Consider the following 18,434-nt stretch of genomic DNA (forward strand, 5'->3'; position numbering starts at 1 on the left):
CGGTAGAGGCATGGCAGCAGACGAGACGAGCATCAAGGTGAGCGTGGCGGCCCGTGACCGCCTGGCCGTGCTGGCGGCCGAGCACGGCACGACCATCCGCTCCCTGGTCGAGGACCTCGCGCAGGGCACCCCGACACAGGCCGAGTACGCCGAGCGCGCCGAGCTGGCCCGGGCCGAGCTCGCCTCCGCCCTCGGCACCGCACCGGGCCCCGAGGCCGAGGCGAGGGCACGGGCACTGCTGGAGCGCCTGGGCGGGACGCGGCACACCCCGCAGGCAGCCGCGTAGTGGGGGCGATCCCGGTCGTCCTGGACCACACGACCGCCGCGGCACTGTACGACCCGAAGGACCCGTCCAACGAGGCGGTCGCGGCGTTCTACGTCCAGGCCTCCGGCGGGCTGGGAACCCTGTACGCACCCGTGCTGTCGCTGACGGCCGGCGACGCCGAGCGGCCCGGACTCCTCGGCTACATCAAGGGACTGCGGTTCATCCGCATCGAGGCCTTCGACACCGACGCCGCGGTCACGGCCACCGAACTGCTGCGCTTCGGGCACTCCTGGGCCGCCGTCCACGCCATCCACGCCGCCCGCCCCTCCCCCGCCCACCCCACCGGCCGCTTCCTGCTCACCCTGACGCCGAAGGCGTACGCGGGGACCGGCGTCCAGGCCGTCCACCCCGATCAGTAGACGCCCGGCCCGCATCCTCGGGAGGGCCTCCACGGCCGTCGACGACCTGCCGATCCGGCCGGGCGGGGCCCCGTCATGTGCGCCCTCCGGGGGCAGGCGGTCGGTGGACCCCGGGGCGGTCCGGGGGTGTGTCCTCGCCCGTCGTCCGGTCGTACGTGGGTGAGCTTGGCCGGGTCGGTGACGACGTAGACCTGGTCGCCGTCCGGGGTGAGGTCCATGACCATGACGGCGTACGGGGAGGAGTCACCCGTGAACAGCACCCGGCCCACCAACAGATCCCCGACGCCGTCGGACCGATGCGCGCCCGCGACCTGTGCAAGCGCCTCGATCTCGCCGTGGCACCGAAGAACATCGATAGCACCCGGCACAAGCTCGAGCGCCTGGTCGGTCTCGGCGTCCTCGCCGGGACCGAACCCGGCTTGTTCGCCCAGCGCCGTCCGTAGCTGCCCTCCGCCGAGTCGCCGGCCCACCACGGCTGCCCGCCCCGGGCTCGATGCGTGATCGCCAATAGCCTGTCGTGCGAAGCCACCGCAGCGTTGTGACGAGCTCTTCGCCGAAGTCCTCGCAAAGCGCGAGCAACTCGCGTCCCGCGGACGAGTCGAGCAGCCCGTCGGAATCGGGAAAGGTCAGGAGGGCGCCGTGGCAGGCGGACTCGACAACGAGGTTGCGTGAGGCGAAATAGCCCTCGCCGCTCGTGCGGTCCGCCAGGTTGGCGAGGTACTGGTGGTGTGCTTCCTCCGAGGGATGGGAGTGGAACGAGTCCTCGACCAGACTGTCCAGGTAGCTCCCCAGGCCGGACGACACCTCGACTACTCGTTCGGCCTCGTCCAGGCCTGGCTTGTCGAGCAGCTCGCCGAAGGCCCGCAAGCCCCCGAAGATTTCCAATTGGAAGAGCTGGACCGTGTCCGGGTCGACTTCGGACTCGAAGACCGGGGCCGTGCACAGCTCGGCGAATGCCTGACCGTAGGCATGGTTCGACTGTTCCCCAGGAGGTTCCGTCGCCAGACGGAACAGCGACTCGAGCACATGCGGGTCGACGCCCCAGTCTGCATCCATTTCGAACGCGAGTACCGGTGCACGCCACCGCCACAGCGCCAGAGCGGCGGCCTGACGCCGGCGAACGGGCTTCAGGTCAGCCAACCGCTCGTTCTGTGTCACGTCGGTGCGTCAGCCCTTCTGATCGCCGTGCCCCGGCCTCTTCACTTCGGGACACTGTAGAAGCTGCCGAAGGGACCGCGTGATCTTCCGAGCAGTGGCCAACTCAAGCCCGCATCCGCAGCGGGTGCACCGGCTCAGAACGTCCTCTCGGGACATTGAAGGCCGCGGCGGACTGCGTCGACGGGGAGTGATGACCCCTGGGAGGCGTCCCTCCTCCGGCAAGCGCAGAAGGGCCCGGGCGGGAGGTTCTTCCGGCCGGGGCTGCTTCCCGGCCGACGGGTCCGTCGGCCGCTGCGTCCCACCAGGAGCGGGGCCGGACGGGCCGGGCGGGAATCCGGGGGTCGCCGTCATGGCTTCAGGAGCGGCCCAGGACGATGTGATCCGGTCGTGAGGTGAGTGGCTCGGGGAGGAGTCGGGCGCCCGTGGCGGCCGGCCGCCGGACGGTGTGTCAGAGTGCGGCGAGCCGGTCCACCAGCAGTTCCACCCTCCGTTCGGCGTCCTCCGGGGGCAGTCGTCCCGCCCGGGTGAGGGTGGCCAGGCCGTGCAGGGATGCCCAGAAGACCTCGGTGAACAGCCCCGGGTGGACGCCGTCCCCGGCGACCTCGGTGAGGCTTTCCAGCAGGGCGGCGAAGCCGTCCTTCAGCGGCTTTGGGGTGTCCTCCTGCGCGAACGCCAGGCCGCCGTCGAGCCGGAACATGGCGTCGTAGACCGCCGGGTTGCGTGCGGCGAAGTCGAGGTAGGCGCGGGCGAGGGCGGTGACCCGGGCGCGCGGGCCGTCGGCGGCGGAGGTCGCGGCCCGCAGTGCCGCGGCCATCTCGGCGGCGCCCTCGAGGGCGACGGCGCCGATGATCTCGCGCTTGCCGCGGAAGTGGCTGTAGAGGACGGGCTGGCTGTACTCGATGCGCTCGGCGAGCCGGCGGGTGGTGACCGCGTCCCAGCCCTGCCGCTCGGCGAGTTCGCGGGCGGTCGCCACGATGAGGCGTTCGCGGACTGCCCGTTCGCGTTCCTTGCGTTCCTGTACCGACATGACCCGATCCTAGCACTGCTAGACAATCGAGCGGCAGCAGGTCTAGCGTTGCTTCGTCAGCTAGCATCGCTAGATTCCAGGAGGGGTAGTCATGCTCACCGCACTCGAGGTCTTCACCACCGTGGTCGTCGGCCTGATGGTGGGGGTGGAGTTCTCCGTCGCCTTCGTCGTCAACCCGATCCTCAACGCACTCCCCGGCGACAGCGGCCAGCTCGGCCGCGCCCACGGGGGCCGGATGCTCGGCGCCGTGATGCCGTTCTGGTACGTCGGTTCGCTCGTCCTCGTCGCGGTCTGGGCCGTCGCCGGATGGGACCACCACGGCACCGGCCTCGTCGTCACCGCCGCCGCGCTGCTGATCGTCAGCGTGATCATGTCGGTCCTGCTGCTCGTCCCGATCAACAACCGGGGCAGGACGTGGACTCCCGAGAACCGGCCCGAGGACTGGAAGGAGCAGATGAACCGCTGGGACCGCTACCACTACGCCCGCGTCGCCGTCATCATCGCCGCCTTCGCCCTGCTGGCCACCGCCCTCACCTGAGCCCGCGGGTCAAGACCGTGCAGGAGGCGTCGTCGTGCGGTCCCCGCGACACCCACCGCTCCGGGGGGAAGCCCCCGGACGATGCGAAGCGGACCGCCCTCACACGACCGAAACCGCACCCCTGGATACCGAATACGTCATGTGACGCATTGACCCCACATCGCCACCACGGTTGCATGATCGTGGTCCTCCGGTGGGGAGCCGGAAGAAGGACCGCGTCCTTACTGGGGGGAAACCATGAGGGGAAACGAGAACCGGAGCACCACCAGACGTGTGCGGGCCGCCCTGAGCACGGCGGTCGCGGTCTGCGCGGTCACGGCGGTGCTGCCGACGGCCGCCGCGGCCGGGCCCACGGCCGTGACGGGCGCCGCGAGCGACGGCGGGGCCGGGGTCGAGCGGATCAGTGTCGCGACCGACGGCACCCAGGGCGACGGCGACTCCGCCGGTGCCACGATCACGTCGGACGGGCGGCTCGTCGCCTTCGCGTCGGCGGCGAACAACCTCACCTCCGACAACCCGGTGACCTGGAAGAGGGTGTTCGTCCGCGACCGGCGGACGGGTCAAACCACGCTGATGAGCACCAACACGCCCCCGATCGAGCGCCCGGTGATCAGTGGCGACGGGCAGTACGTCGCCCTGTGGGGGCTGTTGTTCAGGGACACGAAGACCTTCCTGTCCCAGGTGAGCTCGGGACGCACGATCGGCATCAACTGCCCGGGCCTCAGCTGCAGCCAGCCGTCGCTGAGCGCGGACGGCCGCTACATCGCCCAGGTCGCCACCTCCGGCCGGCCTCCGTCCCGGCAGCGCATCGAGGTACGGGACTGGCACGCCGACACCACGCAGACCGTCGCCGAGTTCGAGCACGTCACCCCGTCCCGGCCGTCCCTCAGCGGCGACGGCCGCCACGTCGCCTACCAGGACGGCCGGGCGAAGGACGTCCTCGTGTGGGACCGGACCGACGGCACCACCTCCGGCCCGATCGAGGGCCCCTCCCAGGAGGCGGAACTCGTCCAGCTCAGCAAGGACGGCGACAAGGTCGTCTACCTCTCGGGCTCCGACACCCACGTCCACGACGTGGGCTCGGGCACCGACCAACTGGTGCCGGACGTGCGGGGCGTGGCCATCGATCCCACCGGCCGTTACCTGCTATACGCCCCGCACGACACGGACGGGCCGTCGCTCGTGCTGCGCGACCTGGAGACGGGCACCGACGAGACCGTCTCGGACCGGCCCGCCTCGGCCGGGACCGACGCGGTCAGCGCCGGCGGGCGCGACGTGGTCTTCCAGTCCACGGCCGACGACATCGTGCCCGGTGACACCAACGGCACGTCGGACGTCTTCGTCCGCCGCTTCTACTGACCGCCCCGGCACCCGGACAGCGCGGTGGCCGGCCGAGCGGGCCGGCCCGCCGCACTCCGGCCCTCCCGGAGGAGTGCGGCAGGCCGGGACCGGTCGACCGGCCAGGCGTCGGAAGCGGCATGGGGGCTCCTGCCGGCCCCCTCACCTGACGCCCACCGCCGTTCTCCGCGCCGACGTGAGAAGAGAACACCGCGCGGGACCACACCCGAGGGCGCCGAGCCTCGTACGGTCGTCCTCACCGTGGGCGGGGTGATGTGCACCGTTCCCGCCGTCCACCACCGGGGCGTGCCGGAAGGCCGCCTCCAGATCATCGGCCGTCCGTTCCTGCTCATGGGCCGAGGCAGGTTCCCTTTCTCAGGCATCCGTGAGAGCGCGGTCCCCGGCGACGCTCTAATCCTGGTCTCAGGTCGATCGGGGAAGATGAGCGGAAAAAGCGTCGACTGGAAGGGGACGGGCCGACGTGCGGATCATGATCGCGGATGATGAAGTGGCCATCCGTGAGTCCCTGGAGCGGGTGCTCCAGGTCGAGGGTTACGACACCAGCACCGTCGCCAACGGTCTCGCCGTGCTCGACGGGGTCGGCGGGGTCGGCGGTGACACGCTGGATCTGCTGATCCTCGACGTGATGATGCCCCGCCTCGGCGGGTTGGAGACCTGCCGGCGGTTGCGGGCCGCGGGCCGGGATCTGCCGGTGCTGATGCTGACCGCCCGTGACCAGGTCTCCGACCGGGTCACGGGGCTGGACGCGGGCGCCGACGACTACCTGCCCAAGCCGTTCGCCACCGAGGAGCTGCTGGCCCGGGTGCGGGCCCTGCTGCGCCGGCGCACGCCGGCCGGCGAGGAGTCACAGATCCTGTCGTTCGCCGACGTCCGGCTCGATCCCGACAGGTTCGAGGCGTGGCGGGGCGGACGGCCGCTGCGCCTGACCCGGACCGAGTTCTCCCTCCTGCAGGTCCTCATGCGCAACGCGACCCGGGTCCTGACCCGCGACGCGCTGTTCGAGGCGATCTGGGGCTTCGACATGAGCGCCACCGCCAACAACCTCCAGGTATACGTGAGCTACCTGCGCCGCAAGATGGAGGCCGAGGGCGAGCCGCGATTGATCTACACGCTGCGCGGCCTGGGCTACACGTTGCGGGAGACTCCTCCGTGAGCAGGCCCGCCGGCCGGGAACCGCGCAGGCTGACCCGGTGGTGGCGCCGGCGGTCCCTGCGGACCAGGCTGACGGTGATCGCGGCGACGGCCATCGCGGTCAGCGTGTTCCTGGCCTTCCAGGTGGCCAGCGAACTACTGGGCCGGGAGCTGCGGGACACCGTCGAGGATCAGCTGCGCGCCGACTCCCGCGTCCTGGCGGCGAACGCGGAGCGCGCCGGTCCGGCGCAGGTCCGGCTACCGCCGTATCCCGGATCCGGTCGGCTGGTGCGGGTCATCCTGTCCGACGGCTCGATCCGGACGCCGGCCGGCCAACCCTCACTGCCCCCGGTCAGCGAGCAGGCCGGGCGCGTGGCACAGGGCGTGTCGGCCGACCTGATGGAGTCGAACGACAGCGACGAGGACGGCTACCTCATCCACACGCTGCGGGCGGGCGACGGCGCGGTCCAGGTGGCCCGGGCCGTCGACGACGGCCCGGTCAACCAGTTCGGGTTCGGCATGCTGCTGATCGGGCTGCTCTGCGTGGCCGGCGGCGCCCTTGTCGGGCGGACCGTGGCGCGGACCGGGCTGGCACCGATCGACCGGCTGACCGCCGCCGCGGTACGTGTCGCGCACACCCGGGATCTCGACGCCGGCATCCCGGACGAGGGCGGTGGGGAGATCCGGCGGCTGATCCAGTCGATCAACGACATGCTCGCCGCGCTCCGGGACTCCCGGCGGGCCCAGCGGCTGCTCGCCGAGGACGCCGCCCACGAGCTCAAGACCCCGCTCACCAGCCTGCGCCTCAACGTCGAGCTGTTGATCCGGCTCGATCGGCGCGGCACCCTGGACAGCGCACTGCCGGCGGAGAGCCGGACCCGGCTGCTCAACGATCTCGGCGCCCAGGTGGCCGAGTTGGGCACCCTTGTTGCCGAGCTGACCGACCTGGCGCGCGGTGACGTCAGCGACGAGAGCACCGAGGTGCTCGACCTCGCCGACGTGGTGGTGGCCGCAGTGGCCCGGGCGCGTTCCCGCGTGCCCGACATCGAGGTCGCGCTCGACGTGACCTCCGTGTGGGTGAGCGGGCGCCCCGCTGCGCTCGAGCGGGCGGTGCTCAACCTCATCGACAACGCCGGCAAGTGGTCCCCCGCGGACCAGCCGGTCCAGGTCCGGCTCCGTGCCGAGGGCGCGTCGGCGGTGCTCGAGGTCGACGACGCCGGGCCGGGCATCGACGCCGCCGACGTACCGCGGGTGTTCGACCGGTTCTACCGTGCCGACAGCGCACGGGCGTTGCCGGGATCCGGTCTGGGGTTGTCGATCGTGCAGCGGGTCGTCGACGCCCATGCCGGCCGGGCCGCCGTCGCCCGCTCCGCACGCGGTGGCGCGCTGCTTCGGGTCGGCCTTCCGGCCACGGCCCCGCCCGCCCCGGTCGCGCGGCTCACCGCCGGGGAGGACACCGAGGCGTGCTGACCCGCTCGGCGGCGCGGAACGAGGGACGGCGGCCCTCGGGCATGGCCCCGCGCGGCTCACCGTCGGGGCAGGACACCACGATGCGCCGGCCCCGACGGCGCGGCGCGGGACAAGGGACGGCGGCCGCGGGCCCATGAGAATCCGGGACGGGCCTGGGGCCCGTCCCGGAACTCGTCCGTGCCGCCGCGCTCACCGTTGCAGCGCGGGCTCCTCGTCGCCGGCGAGCGGCTGTTGACCGTCCGGCAGCTTGGCCGCCGGCCGGGACAGCCGGCTCGGCCACCACATCCGCCGGCCGATCAGCAAGGTGAGGGCGGGCACCAGGACCGACCGCACCAGCAGGGCGTCGAGCAGCACGCCGAAGGCCACCAGGAAACCGACCTCGACCAGCATCACCAGCGGAAGTGTGACGAGGACCGCGAACGTGGCCGCCAGCACCAGGCCTGCCGAGGTGATGACGCCGCCGGTGGCCGAGAGGGCCCTGAGCATGCCCTCTTCGGTGCCGAGACGCACGGTCTCCTCCCGGGCCCGGCCGGCCAGGAAGATGTTGTAGTCGACGCCGAGTGCCACCAGGAACAGGAATGCCAGCAGCGGCACCGAGTAGTCGATGCCCTTGAACCCGAGGATCGTGTCGAAGACGAACACGCTGCCGCCGAAGGCCGCGGCGAACGAGACGATCACGGTGGCCATCAGGACCAGCGGGGCCAGGACCGCGCGCAGCAGCAGCCCGAGAATGATCAGGACGACGACGAGCACCAGCGGGATCACCAGTTTCTCGTCGCGCCTGGTGGTCACCTCGGTGTCGAGGTTCTCCGCGCTCGGTCCGCCGACGATCGCCTCCGCCCCGCTCACCGCGTGCACGGCGGTGCGCACCCGTTTGATCGTGTCGTACTCCGCGGCGGTGTCCGGCGCGTCCTCCGGGAACACGGAGATGTTGGCCCAGCCACCGCTGGTCTGCTCCGGGACGGCCAGGGCCACGCCGCGCGTGTCCTTGACGACGTCGAGCACCCGCTCCTGGTGTGCCGGACGCGTGAAGACCGTCATCGGCTGGCCGCCGAGCTCCGGGAAATGCTCGCGGAGAACGGTGAAGCCGGTGACCGACTCCGGCGCGGACAGGAACTGGTCCTGCTCCCGCAGGGCGCCGGTGTTGCCCGCCAGCCCGAGGGCGAGTACGCCGAGGACTCCGAGCGAGCCGAGCGTCGCCACCCACCGGCGGCGGCTGATGGCGGTGCCGAGCCGTCCCCACAGCCCCGGCTTCTCCTCCGCGGCCGTGCTGAACCGCGGGACGGCCGGCCAGAAGATCCGCCTGCCGAGCACCACGAGCACCGCCGGGAACAGCGTCAGCATGGCCACCAGCGCGCACAGGATGCCGGCCGCGCCGATCGGGCCCAACCCGCTGGTGCTGTTCAGGTCCGCTACGAGCAGGCAGAGCAGGCCGGCGACCACGGTGGCCGCGGACGCGACGACGGCCGGCGCCGCGCCGCGCAGCGCGTGGACCATCGCGACCCGGACGTTCTCATGGTGGTGCAGTGCCTCCCGGTATCGGGCGATGAGCAACAGCGCGTAGTCCGTGCCGACGCCGAACACCAGGATCGTCAGCAGCGCCGAGTTCTGGTCGTTGACCACGATGCCGAAGCCCTTGACGAGCAGGTAGACGGTCCCCATCGAGGTCAGTGCGGCCGCGCCGACGGCCACCAGCGGGATGATCCACAACACCGGGCTGCGGTAGGTGAGGATGAGCAGGAGCGTGACGACGGCGATGGTGGTGAGGAGGACCTGCTCGTCGATGCCGTCGAAGACGGCATCCATGTCGCCGTCGATCGCGCCCGGGCCGGTCACGTCGAGTTCCAGGCCGGAGGGGCGGTCCTTCGCGGCGTCACGCAACGGTCCGACGATCTCCTCCGGTGGGCCGTATTCCGTGCTCACCTCGAGGGTGAACGTCATCGCCTTGCGGTCGGTGGAGAGGCTCGTCGGTGAGTCCTCGTCGTCCTCGCCGGCCGCCTCCGTCGCCTTCGGCGGGTACCGCTTGGCAAGGGTGTCGTAGTGGCGCTCGACCGTCGCGCGGTCGGCGTCGGTCATGCCGTCGGCCCGGTGGTACACGAAGACGAACGTGCTGTCCTCACCGCCGGGGAGACTGTCGTCCAGCGCAGCCACCTTGGTGGACTCGGCACCGGCCGGCAGGGTGTCCACGGCGCTGTCGGTGGTGACCGAGCTCAGCTTTCCGCTCAGCGGCACCATGCCCGCCGCCAGTACCAGCCACAGGCCGATCACCAACCACGGCACCCACCGGCCTGCCAACCGACCGGCCGGCGCTTGCCCGGACGGCGCTGCGTCGACTGCCATCACTAGCCTCCTGCATACGGGTCACATCGCTTGTCTGGAGGCCTACTTCGTACTGAGGGAACCTGAGACGACTGTTAATGCGGTGCTCAGGCCGGTCGGCCGAACCATGTGCCCGGCGCACGCACCGGCGTGGTGGCGTCGAGGTCCTGCCCGGTGGGCAAGGCCAGGGCGGCACAGCCGCCGGGCCGGATGATCAACGCGTCGACGTCCGTCCCGACGCGTACGGCCCGGAGCCGGACGTCGACTTGCCGCTGGGCTGGGCCGCCCTGTCCGCGGGCGTGCTGCAGACGGTCCTGGAGGTACGGCTCGACGCACAGGCCCGCGAAGGCACGAGGTCACGCCTCGGTGCTGGCCGGCGGCTGCTGCGCATGCGGGACGACTGGCAGTACTACGACCGGTTTCTGCGGGCCGGCGGCGTGCAGGCCGGGCGCGCGATGAACGAGTCCCGCGCCCGGCGTGCCCAGGACATCCACGACATGTTCATCCAGGTCCGCAGCCGTATGCCGGAGGCGGCCGGTGGTCCCGGGAGTAGTCATATAACAGTAAGAAGCTGAGTCTGACGACGCCCGAGCCGGCCGGAGCGGGAACGTATGTGGCCGGGAGGCCGGAGGGCCGTATTGTACGTACCGGACCGGCACGTACGTCTCGGTTCGACACGAGCCGGAACGACGGGCTCGCCGGAGGGCGAAGCGGAATGATCAGTAGCTACTTGCTGTTATTTAATCGTACTGCCGTCGGATACGGCCCAGGAGGAAAGACGTTGCCGAAGCTGACCCACCTCACCGGACCGGGCGCCTCATGAACGCCCCCGACCGCGCCGTCACCGCCGTCAGCCGGTTCCTCGACACCCTGCGCTCCGAGGCCACCCGCCGCCAGCGCCGCGCCTACCTCGAGGAATACACCTCCTGGCTCGCCGCACAACGCCAGTGCGACACCGGCCGGCTCACCACCGAAGACCTCCTGGACGAGGACAACGCCCTCGCCTGGCTCACCGCCGCCCAGCGCGGCACCACCCGGCGCCGCCCCGGCCTCCACGGCCCCACCGCACCCGCCGCCGCCAACTCCATGGCCGCCCGCACCAGCTCCCTCAACACCTTCTCCCGCCACTACGGCCACCCCCTTGACCTCCAGCCGCCCGCCCCCCACTTCGCCCCACGCCTCACCCCCACCGAAGCCCACCGCACCCTGCGCCTCCTCGCCGGCCACCACCCCGCCGGAACCCTCGAAGCCACCTGGCAGCGCTCGGTCGCCCTCATCGCCCTCGCCGTCTGCACCGGACAGGGCATCAGCACACTCCATCCCATGCGGCTCACCGACCTGGACCTGGACCGCCCCCTGCCCCGCGCCCGCGCCGCCGGCGAGTGGTACCCCCTGGACACCGTCTCCCGCGACGCCCTCACCCGCTGGAGAACCACCCACCACGCCCTGACCGCCGGCCACCTCACCGCCCTCAACGGCGGACGCGTCGAACACCTCTGGATCACCACCTCCCCCGGCCGCCCCCGCGACGGACAACCCGCACTCCCCGCAGGCCTGCCCGCCGCCGTACGCACCCTGGAAGCCGCCCACCGCAAACTGACCGCCACCGCACTGGGCACCCCCCTCCTGCTCGAACAGTTCTGCGGAACCGAAGCCGCCGCCGGACCCGGTTCCGGGATCAGAGCAGACCGCGGACGCGGAACTGCATGACGCGGTAGGGCCATCCCGCCTCGGTGTTCCATTGGCTCACTGACAGGTGGAGATCACCGAGCGTCGACCCGGGAATGACGTAACCGCCGTACAACCGCGCCACGTGGGTGTCGTCCTCGGCGCCCCAGGACGTGCCCCGCAGCAGGGTGCGGCGGTGGGCGGTGCGCAGGTCTGCCGCGGGGTGGTCCGCGACCAGGCCCTCGAACCGGTAGCCGCCCTGGTCGAACCAGGTCAGGATCCACCGGCCGCCGAGCGGCCGCAGGCACAACTCGCCGAATGCCCCGTCCAGGACGGGTACGGGCGGACTGCCCCAGGCCCAGCGGCCGTCGGGACCGCGTCCCCATGGCTCATAGGCGCCGGGATCCGTCAGCCGGTCAGGACGGACCCGGTGCAGGATGACCGGCTTGTCCCGCTGGAACCCGGTGGACAGGACGTAGACGTACCCGTCGTCGCCGAGGGCCCAGGTGAGCAGCTGGAACATGCCTCCGTGCAGGTTCGCGGCGAACACGGCACCGGTGGGTTCCCAGGTCGCGCCCGAGTCGCCCGACCGTCAGATCTCGGTGCGCACCACGTTGCCGAGCCCTTTGTTCACCATGACGTGCAAGTACATGGTGTCACCGAGGGTGATCACATCGGACGGCAGCACGGTGGAGTAATCGGGGTTGTCGTGGTCGTACGGCCACAGCTGCTTCGCATGCCGTCCGCCCACCGCGCCGGTCCAGACGACCGGCCGGCCGGGCCCGTCGAAGCGCCCGTACAGCGCCACGGGCGAGCGCCACCACCCGCCGCCGACCCTGGCTTCCTCGAAGGTGTCGCCGAAGACGAACAGGAGCCGGCCGTCGGGTGTCCGTACGGGCACGCCCAGGTCGGTGGCCTCCATACGGAACCGGGTGGTGACCCCTGGACCGGTGAGGTCGGCGACCTTGGAGACGCGGAGGGGGCCGGGGTGTGGAGCCGGGGACCGCTCGCGAGGACCGCCGTGGCGGCCGCCCGGAGGAAGCCGGCCCGGCTGAGGTGGACCGGGCGGATCGGGGTCCGGGGCAGGCGCGGGGCGTTGCCAGGTGTGCTGTCGTGCATGAACGCTCCTGGGTGGATGTCGGGACAAGGGGCGTCGAGGGCCGTCCGGCGAGCCGGCCGGGCGGGCCGTCGAACGGGGAACGCAGCCGGCGGTTGTACTGTCGCTCGCGCCGGCTGCCCGCTTCCGGAGTGGTGGCGGTGTGTACCCCGCCGGAGAGTGGGGCACACACCGGGCTCGGCATCGGGTGTCAGTTGCCGTACTGGAGGGGGCGGTAGGCCTTGTACTCGCTGCCTGCTGCCAGTCCGTAGGTCAGGGAGCGGTGGCTGGTGCCCTGGGGGCTGCGCTGTTCGTAGGCCGTGCAGGAGCGGTGGGCGGCGTCGTTCCACTTCTCGAAGATGACGACGTGGCGGGTGTTGCTGTTGCCGATGGCGTCGATGACGAGGTCGCCGGGCTGGAGCTCGCTCATGGCGATGGGGCGGGTGAGCCTGCGGTTGGTCAGCCCCACGGTGTTGGTGCCGGGCGCGGGCAGGCCGAGTGCCATGGAGGCGTAGCCGGAGCAGTCCTGGCGGTAGCGGCCCTGTTCTCGTATAGCTACGGCGAACGGACATGTAGCGCTGTGTGACTGCTGTGGTCGTCGTTTCCCCTCGCCTGGCGCCTCGTTGAGCTGAACGAGTGATCTCGGGCGTGGGGCGAGGAGTACGGGGTGCGGCAGGACTGGGAGCCGGAGGACCTGATCGAGGTCTGGACCCTGCTGGAAGACGACATGAAGCGGGTGCGGAACAAGTCCGGGGCGACTCGGCTCGGGTTCGCGCTGCTGCTCAAGTTTTTCGAGGTGGAGGCCCGGTTCCCCGAGTCGGCCCAGGAGGTGCCGACCGCCGCGGTGGAGTACGTAGCCCAGCAGGTCAAGGTTCCCGCAGAGGCGTGGGCGGACTACGACTGGCAGAGCAAGGCGATCCAGCGACACCGGGGCGAGATCCGGGCGGCGTACGGGTTCCGGGCGAACACCGAGGAGGACCAGGACCGGCTGGCCGCGTGGTTGGCTACCGAGCTGTGCCCGGTGGAGCTGTCCCGTGACCGGCTCGCGGCAGCCGTGGTGGCACGGTGCCGCAATGACCATATCGAGCCGCCGGCGCCCGGGCAGGTGCGGCGGTTGGTGGGCAAGGCGATCAAGGACTTCGAGAAGCGGTTCTGTCGCAGCACGCTGGACCGGCTCAGTCACACGACCCGATCGCGGCTGGAAGATCTGATCGCGGGTGACGGCACCGAGCACGGCGCGGACGGCGAGGGCGCGGTGGCTGGGGGCGGGCGGTCGCACTTCACCGAGTTGAAGACGGACCCTGGCGCCCCGGGCCTGGAGAGCCTGCTTGCGGAGGTGAACAAGCTGGAGCGGGTGCGGCGGCTGAACTGCCTGCGGACCTGTTCGCGGACGTGTCGGAGAAGCTGGTGGACGCCTGGCGGGCCCGTGCGTCGAAGGAGTACCCGGCGAACCTGGAGCGGATGAAGCCGCTGCGGCGGCTGACGCTGCTGGCCACGCTGTGCCATGTCCGGCAGACGGAGATCACCGACTCGCTGGTGGATTTGTTCATCCAGCTCGTACTGAAGATCAACACCCGCGCGGAGCGGAAGGCTGAGAAGGAGCTGGGGGCGGAGCTGAAGAAGGTCCGCGGCAAGGAGGCGATGCTGCTGCGGGTCGCGGAGGCGGCCTTGTCGGAGCCGTCCGGCACGGTGCGGCGGGTGATCTTCCCGGTGGTCGGCGGGGAGAAGACGCTCAAGGCGCTGGCGGCAGAGGCCGCGGCGAACGAGGCCCGCTACAACGGGGTCGAGGAACATCCGTGTCAGATCGTGCGCTAAGCGTTCGTCGGCCCTGGTAGGCGGCTGGCGGAACTTCGGCCGCGGGGCCGGTCTGAAGTCGTTCCACGGATAACGCCCTATTATCTGCGGGAGCTTGGTTCGTCACCTGCGGTGACGTTCTCCGGGCCGTACGTGAAGCGGCCCTGTTATCCGTGGCAAGGGGGAAGCCGTGCCCACCGTCGTGCAACTGCCGGCCGGGAAGGCGTTGACCGTCCGCGCGGTGGCGGACGCCTTCCTCGACTCGCTCCGCAACCCGAACACGGTCCGCAGCTACGGGGTCGGGGTCGGCAAGACCGCCGAGCGGATCGGGGAGGCCCGCCCGCTGGGGTCGGTCGCGGACGACGAGATCGGGGAGGCACTGGAACTGCTGTGGGGCACCGCGGCGGTCAACACCTGGAATGCCCGCCGGGCGGCGGTGCTCTCGTGGCTGGGCTGGTGCGCGTCGTACGGCTACGACGGTCCGGCGGTCCCGGCCTGGACGAAGCGGCTGGCGGTGCCGGACTCCGAGACCCCGGCCCGCTCGAAGATGGCCGTGGACCGGCTCATCGCCCGGCGCGAGGTCCACCTGCGGGAGAAGACGCTGTGGCGGATGCTCTACGAGACCGCCGGGCGGTCGGAGGAGATCCTCGGGGTGAACATCGAGGACTTGGATCTCGCCGCCCGGTGTTGCCCGGTCAAGGCCAAGGGCGCCCGGAGCAAGGCCCGCCGCCGCGGGCAGGCGCGCGAGGACTTCGTGCTGGAGACCGTCTACTGGGACGCCGGCACCGCCCGGCTCCTGCCCCGTCTGCTGCGGGGCCGCACCCGCGGCCCGGTGTTCGTCACCCACCGCCGCCCCGGCCCGGGGAAGGTCGGGTGTGAGTAGTTGCCGTACAGGAAATCCCGGTGAGAACGATCTTGGTCGGCTAGCACACCGTTCCGTGGCCTCGCTGAGGTTCACGGAAAGATCGTCGAGTGGGTGTCGGCGCTGGCTACGGTCCACTTCGTGCCGGTGGAGTTTCTGACTGACGAGCAGGCCGAGACGTACGGGACGTTCACCCAGGCGCCCACGCGCCCGGAGCTGGAGCGGTTCTTCTTCCTCGACGATGACGACCGCGATCTGATCGCGCTGCGTCGTACGGACGCGCACCGGCTGGGCATGGCGGTGCAGATCTGCACGGTCCGCTACGTCGGCCGGTTCCTGGGCGAGGACCCGCTCGCCGTGCCGTGGGAGACCGTGGAGTACCTCGCGGGGCAGCTCGGCATCGCGGACGCCTCGTGTGTGAAGCGGTACGCCGAGCGGCGCTCGACGGTGTATGAGCACGCGGACGAGATCCAGAGGCGGTTCAAGTACCGCGCCTTCACCGACAGGAAGTGGGGCCGGGAGTTCCGCGGCTTCCTGTACGGGCGGGCGTGGACGCACGCCGAGGGGCCGGTGGCGCTGTTCAACCACGCGGTGACGTGGCTGCGGAAGAACCGGGTGCTGCTGCCGGGCGTCTCGGTGCTGGCCCGGCAGGTGTCGGAGGCCCGGACGGCGGCCGAGCGCCGCCTGTACGAGGCGGTGGCCCGCGCGACGGTCCGGGTGGATGCGACGCTCGCGCCGGCCTTAGCGGAGCTGTTGGTGGTGCCGGAGGGCAGGCGGGTCTCGGAGCTGGAGCGACTGCGTACGCCGCCGGTGAAGTCGACCGGCACGGCGATGGTGCGGGCCATGGAGCGGGTGGAGGAGATCTCCGCGTTCGCGCTCGGGCGGGTGAACCTGTCGCGGGTGCCGGTGAACCGGCTGTCCGCGCTGGCCCGGTACGGCCAGCTGAGCAAGGCGCAGACGATTCTGCGGGCGCCGGAGCCGAGGCGGACCGCACTGCTGACGGCGGTGGTGCGCCAGCTGGAGGCGCAGGCCGTCGACGACGCCCTGGACCTGTTCGCGGTGCTGATGGCGAACCGGCTGATCAGCCCGGCCCGGCGGGCCTCGGACCGCGAGCGCCTGTCGATGCTGCCGCAGCTGGAGAAGGCGGCCCGGATCCTGGCGAAGGCGTCGAAGATCCTCACCGAAGAGCTGGACCTGGTCGCCGAGCACGAGGCGGACCTGGACGTCGCCGCGCTGTGGGCGGCGGTCGAGGAGGCCGTGCCGCGTACGGCGGTGGCCGGGGCGGTCGCGACCGTCGAAGCCCTGGTGCCCGAGGACGACGGCTCGGCCGAAGCGGCGATGCGCGAGAAGCCGGCCCTGCGCTACAACACCGTGCGCCCGTTCCTGTCCCTGCTGGGCGAGTCGGACGCGCTGGACGCGGCCCCGGCTGGGCGGCGCATCCTCAAGGCCGTGCGGCGACTGCCCGCGCTCTCCCGGCGCCGGGTCAAGGACCGGCCGCTGCTGCCCCGCGAGGTCGACGCCGAGCTGGTGCCGGCGATGTGGAAGCGGGCGGTGTTCTCCAACGCCAAGCTGCCGCAGGGCGCGGCCGACCGGGACGCGTACGTGGTGTGCGTCCTGGAGCAGCTACATCGTGCCTTGAACCGGCGCGATGTGTTCGCCTCCCCGTCGAACCGGTGGGCGGACCCGCGTGCCCGGTTGCTGGACGGGCCGCGGTGGGAGGCGATGCGCGCGGACGTGCTCGCAGGCCTGTCCCTGACCGAGGACGCCGACGAGCACCTGGCCCAGCTCGTGAGGGGGCTGGACGCGGCGTGGCGGCAGATGGCTGACCGTCTGGAGGAAGCCGGCGCCGACGCGAAGGTGGAGATCGTCGTCCCCGAGGGCGGGGGACGCGCCCGCCTGTCGGTGGACAAGCTCGGCGCGGTGGGCGAACCGGAGTCGCTGACCTGGCTCAAGGCCACCACGGAGGCGATGCTCCCGAGGATCGACCTGCCGGACCTGTTGTTCGAGGTCCACTCCTGGACCGGGTTTCTCGACGCCTTCGGCCATGTCTCCGAGCGGCGCACCCGCATGGAGGGCCTGCTCGTCTCGCTCGTCGCGCTGCTGGTGGCGGAGAGCTGCAACATCGGCCTGACCCCGGTCATTGACCCGGAGAACAAGGCGCTGACCCGCTCGCGGCTGTCCCACGTCGACCAGAACTACCTGCGCGCCGACACCATCGCCGCGGCGAACGCCGCGCTCATCACCGCCCAGTCCCGCATCGAGCTGGCCCAGATGTGGGGCGGCGGCCTCCTCGCCTCCGTCGACGGCCTGCGCTTCGTCGTCCCCGTCAAGAGCATCAACACCGGCCCCTCACCGAAGTACTACGGCTACAAACGCGGCGTGACCTGGCTCAACGCCGTCAACGACCAGGTCGCGGGCGTCGGCGCGATGGTCGTACGCGGCACCCCGCGCGACAGCCTCTACACCCTGGACACGCTGCTGAACCTCGACGGCGGGGTGAAGCCGGAGATGGTCGCGACCGACAACGCCTCGTACTCCGACATGGCCTTCGGCCTGTACAAGATGCTCGGCTTCCGCTTCGCCCCACGCTTCCGCGACCTCGCCGACCAGAGGTTCTGGCGGGCCGACCTGGCCGACGACCAGGCGCCGGCCGCCGGGTACGGGCCGCTGGAGGCCGTCGCCTGCAACAAGGTGAACCTCAAGCGGATCTCCACGCACTGGCCGGACATGCTCCGCGTCGCCGGGTCGCTCATCACCAACCAGGTCCGGGCCTACGACCTGCTGCGGATGTTCGGCCGCGAGGGCCACCCGACCCCGCTGGGGGGCGCGTTCGCCGAGTACGGGCGGATCGACAAGACCATGCACTTGCTCGCGCTGGTCGACCCGGTCGACGACACCTACCGCCGGCTGATGAACAGGCAGCTGACCGTGCAGGAGTCCCGCCACCGCCTGGCCCGCGCGATTTGCCACGGCGGCCGCGGCCAGATCCGCCAGGCGTACCGTGAAGGCCAGGAGGACCAGCTCGCCGCCCTCGGCCTGGTCCTCAACGCCGTCGTCCTGTGGAACACCCGCTACCTTGACGCCGCCGTCGCCCAGCTCCGCGCTGAGGGCCACGACATCAAGGACGAGGACGTCGCCCGCCTCTCCCCGCTCAAGGATCGGCACATCAACTTCCTGGGCCGCTACCTGTTCAACATCAAGGCCAGCGGCCCCGGCCAGGGCCTGCGTCCCTTCCGGGACCCTGACGCCGTCGAGGACGGCGAAGACGAGGTGTGAGGACGTGCCGTTTGGCGGCTGTGCGATGCCTTCGGCCTCGTCCCGCAGCTGG

At 71.3% G+C, this 18,434-nt stretch carries 16 protein-coding genes and 2 pseudogenes; 14 read left to right on the top strand and 4 right to left on the bottom strand.

The genetic code is table 11. The features are described 5' to 3' along the window. The first annotated feature begins 10 nt into the window (after positions 1–10). From IH50_RS0133470 to IH50_RS41815, 4 genes are all read left to right on the top strand, one after another. A complete protein-coding gene (locus tag IH50_RS0133470) occupies positions 11–286 on the top strand; it encodes a hypothetical protein (RefSeq protein ID WP_030871063.1) in 276 nt (91 codons plus the stop codon). Then, positions 286–684, top strand: coding sequence for a hypothetical protein (locus IH50_RS0133475; protein ID WP_030871066.1), 399 nt, complete (start codon positions 286–288; stop codon positions 682–684). Before IH50_RS0133470 ends, IH50_RS0133475 begins: the two co-directional genes overlap by 1 nt. Before the next feature lie 155 nt (positions 685–839). Further along, entirely contained in the window at positions 840–1,127 is a 288-nt protein-coding gene (locus tag IH50_RS41810; RefSeq protein WP_158801372.1) for a hypothetical protein, read from the top strand. Between the two features lie 307 nt (positions 1,128–1,434). Beyond that, positions 1,435–1,902: a hypothetical protein gene (locus tag IH50_RS41815; RefSeq protein ID WP_158801374.1), complete on the top strand. Its 468-nt coding sequence runs from the start codon at positions 1,435–1,437 to the stop codon at positions 1,900–1,902. A gap of 388 nt (positions 1,903–2,290) precedes the next feature. On the opposite strand, the gene IH50_RS0133490 is transcribed toward IH50_RS41815, so the two are convergent. Next, positions 2,291–2,869: a TetR/AcrR family transcriptional regulator gene (locus tag IH50_RS0133490; protein ID WP_030871072.1), complete on the bottom strand. Its 579-nt coding sequence runs from the start codon at positions 2,867–2,869 to the stop codon at positions 2,291–2,293. A 91-nt stretch (positions 2,870–2,960) separates the two neighbouring features. On the opposite strand from IH50_RS0133490, the gene IH50_RS0133495 reads away from it, so the two are divergent. The 4 genes from IH50_RS0133495 (at position 2,961) to IH50_RS0133510 (ending at position 7,367) form a co-directional block, all read left to right on the top strand. After that, a complete protein-coding gene (locus IH50_RS0133495; RefSeq protein WP_030871074.1) occupies positions 2,961–3,407 on the top strand; it encodes a DUF1772 domain-containing protein in 447 nt (148 codons plus the stop codon). A 237-nt stretch (positions 3,408–3,644) separates the two neighbouring features. After that, positions 3,645–4,766: a hypothetical protein gene (locus IH50_RS0133500; RefSeq protein ID WP_030871075.1), complete on the top strand. Its 1,122-nt coding sequence runs from the start codon at positions 3,645–3,647 to the stop codon at positions 4,764–4,766. Positions 4,767–5,226: 460 nt separating this feature from the next. After that, a complete protein-coding gene (locus IH50_RS0133505) occupies positions 5,227–5,919 on the top strand; it encodes a response regulator transcription factor (RefSeq protein ID WP_030871077.1) in 693 nt (230 codons plus the stop codon). Beyond that, positions 5,916–7,367, top strand: coding sequence for a HAMP domain-containing sensor histidine kinase (locus IH50_RS0133510; RefSeq protein WP_030871080.1), 1,452 nt, complete (start codon positions 5,916–5,918; stop codon positions 7,365–7,367). The genes IH50_RS0133505 and IH50_RS0133510 overlap by 4 nt, the downstream gene beginning before the upstream one ends. A 189-nt stretch (positions 7,368–7,556) precedes the next feature. Here the strand turns inward: IH50_RS0133510 and IH50_RS0133515 are convergent, their stop codons facing one another. Beyond that, positions 7,557–9,707: an MMPL family transporter gene (locus IH50_RS0133515; protein ID WP_030871083.1), complete on the bottom strand. Its 2,151-nt coding sequence runs from the start codon at positions 9,705–9,707 to the stop codon at positions 7,557–7,559. A gap of 245 nt (positions 9,708–9,952) precedes the next feature. Here IH50_RS0133515 and IH50_RS0133520 point away from each other — a divergent pair, with 245 nt between their 5' ends. Further along, positions 9,953–10,261: a hypothetical protein gene (locus tag IH50_RS0133520; RefSeq protein WP_030871086.1), complete on the top strand. Its 309-nt coding sequence runs from the start codon at positions 9,953–9,955 to the stop codon at positions 10,259–10,261. Between the two features lie 244 nt (positions 10,262–10,505). Beyond that, a complete protein-coding gene (locus IH50_RS0133525) occupies positions 10,506–11,396 on the top strand; it encodes a hypothetical protein (protein WP_051767551.1) in 891 nt (296 codons plus the stop codon). Here IH50_RS0133525 and IH50_RS38180 read toward each other — a convergent pair. Both IH50_RS38180 and IH50_RS0133535 read right to left on the bottom strand, forming a co-directional pair. Continuing rightward, a pseudogene (locus tag IH50_RS38180) lies at positions 11,365–12,276 on the bottom strand (DUF4185 domain-containing protein). The gene IH50_RS0133525 and the pseudogene IH50_RS38180 overlap by 32 nt on opposite strands. 385 nt (positions 12,277–12,661) lie before the next feature. Continuing rightward, on the bottom strand, positions 12,662–12,955 hold the full coding sequence (locus IH50_RS0133535) for a hypothetical protein (protein WP_051767552.1): 294 nt from the start codon (positions 12,953–12,955) through the stop codon (positions 12,662–12,664). Between the two features lie 162 nt (positions 12,956–13,117). Here IH50_RS0133535 and IH50_RS38185 point away from each other — a divergent pair, with 162 nt between their 5' ends. The 4 genes and pseudogenes from IH50_RS38185 to IH50_RS0133555 all read left to right on the top strand — a co-directional run bounded on the left by IH50_RS38185 (position 13,118) and on the right by IH50_RS0133555 (position 18,382). Then, positions 13,118–13,915, top strand: coding sequence for a DUF4158 domain-containing protein (locus IH50_RS38185; RefSeq protein WP_051767553.1), 798 nt, complete (start codon positions 13,118–13,120; stop codon positions 13,913–13,915). After that, on the top strand, positions 13,843–14,265 hold the full coding sequence (locus tag IH50_RS38965) for a hypothetical protein (RefSeq protein WP_158801376.1): 423 nt from the start codon (positions 13,843–13,845) through the stop codon (positions 14,263–14,265). The genes IH50_RS38185 and IH50_RS38965 overlap by 73 nt, the downstream gene beginning before the upstream one ends. Positions 14,266–14,434: 169 nt before the next feature. Continuing rightward, a pseudogene (locus tag IH50_RS0133550) lies at positions 14,435–15,115 on the top strand (site-specific integrase); the annotation flags it as partial. 132 nt (positions 15,116–15,247) lie between these two features. Then, positions 15,248–18,382, top strand: a complete 3,135-nt coding sequence (locus IH50_RS0133555) for a Tn3 family transposase (RefSeq protein WP_037873385.1) — start codon at positions 15,248–15,250, stop codon at positions 18,380–18,382. The last annotated feature ends 52 nt before the right edge of the window (positions 18,383–18,434 follow it).

This window comes from Streptomyces sp. NRRL S-37 (genome assembly GCF_000721605.1).
Classification (GTDB): Bacteria; Actinomycetota; Actinomycetes; order Streptomycetales; family Streptomycetaceae; genus Streptomyces.